The sequence below is a fragment of the Oleiphilus sp. HI0066 genome (assembly GCF_001635725.1).
Genome location: NZ_LWFH01001066.1, coordinates 1 through 1,594 on the forward strand (window position 1 = coordinate 1; position 1,594 = coordinate 1,594).

Annotated in this window: 2 protein-coding genes; one reads left to right on the plus strand and one right to left on the minus strand. The window is 43.2% G+C overall.

Annotated features, from left to right (window positions below; genetic code table 11):
• Positions 1 to 15 precede the first annotated feature (15 nt).
• Complete coding sequence (locus A3738_RS13330) at positions 16 to 1,056, minus strand: rod shape-determining protein (protein ID WP_068473203.1); 1,041 nt, start codon at positions 1,054 to 1,056, stop codon at positions 16 to 18.
• Between the two features lie 382 nt (positions 1,057 to 1,438).
• On the opposite strand from A3738_RS13330, the gene A3738_RS32605 reads away from it, so the two are divergent.
• A partial coding sequence (locus A3738_RS32605; protein ID WP_197473846.1) for an Asp-tRNA(Asn)/Glu-tRNA(Gln) amidotransferase subunit GatC occupies positions 1,439 to 1,594 on the plus strand: 156 nt, incomplete at its 3' end.

Sequence of the window (1,594 nt, forward strand, 5' to 3'; positions counted from 1 at the left end):
ATTTAGGTAGCTTGCTTATTCGACAGCAAAAATACCATCTGCGCCGTTTGTATCGATAAGCTCAAGCGCTTTACCGCCGCCACGAGCAACACATGTCAACGGATCTTCAGCAACAATAACTGGTAAGCCAGTCTCTTCGCTTAACAAACGATCAAGACCGCGAAGTAGTGAACCACCGCCAGTTAGTACGATTCCTCGTTCAGCAATGTCTGAAGCAAGCTCTGGTGGAGATTGCTCAAGCGCGCCTTTCACAGCTTGAACAATTGCAGCTAGAGATTCTTGTAACGCTTCTAAGATTTCGTCGCTATTTAAAGTAAATCCACGAGGAACACCTTCAGCTAGGTTACGTCCACGCACGTCGATTTCACGAATTTCCAAGCCTTCGTAAGCACAACCAATCTCTTGTTTAATACGCTCTGCTGTCGCATCACCAATTAAACTACCGTAGTTGCGACGCACATAAGTCACAATATTTTCGTCAAAGCGGTCGCCACCGACTTTAACTGAATCTGCATAGACGATACCGTTCAATGAGATAATCGCGATTTCAGTTGTACCACCACCGATATCAACGACCATCGAACCACTCGCCTCTTCCACAGGTAATCCTGCACCAATCGCTGCAGCCATAGGCTCTTCGATCAAATACACTTCACGTGCACCGGCACCTAATGCAGATTCACGAATCGCTTTTTGTTCAACTTTTGTAGAACGACTTGGTACACAGACCAACACGCGAGGACTCGGCGTAATAAAACTATTCTCGTGAACCTTATGAATAAAATGCTGAAGCATTTTTTCAGTTACTACGAAATCTGCAATCACACCATCCTTTAACGGACGAATTGCAGTGATGTTTCCGGGGGTACGACCAAGCATTCGTTTTGCTTCGGCACCCACCGCAGCAACACTTTTTTGAGCGCCCGAATTTCTAATCGCGACAACAGAAGGTTCATCTAAAACTATGCCGCGTTCGCGCACATAAATAAGTGTATTTGCAGTCCCCAAATCGATCGACAGATCACTTGAAAACATGCCTCGTAGTTTCTTAAGCATGGAAGGAATTCAACCTGAAGAATTTATGAATATAATTATCGCGTAACTTTAACAATGGCGCGGTACTAGAGCAAGAAACAAAAGCTTCATTTAGACCTTATTGCAAACAAGATAACGTTCAGCCATTGCTCCGTAAGATTCCCGCTAAACATTTGATCATTTTTCACCCATACATTTATGTCCTTAGTGCGAAAGTTTGCATTTCTATGCAAATTCATTCCTTATTCGATTCGAGAGCATATCCACTTTTTATAGCTAAGTGGTATGATGCTCGGCTAAATGCTTCACAGCATAATTCACGCACTATAAATCTCTTAACTCCTCGCGTTCTAGCTTCTAAGGCAAGCTTCTGAGCCGAGACTTATAAATTAAGGTTTAAAACATGTCGATTAGTCCTGATGACATTCAAAAAATCGCGCGCCTCTCTCGTCTTCAAATTGAAGATGACAAAGTGGAAAAATTAAGCGGCGATATTAATAACATCTTGGGTTTAGTTGATCAGCTTCAGCAGGCTGATACGAGCGATGTTGCACCGATG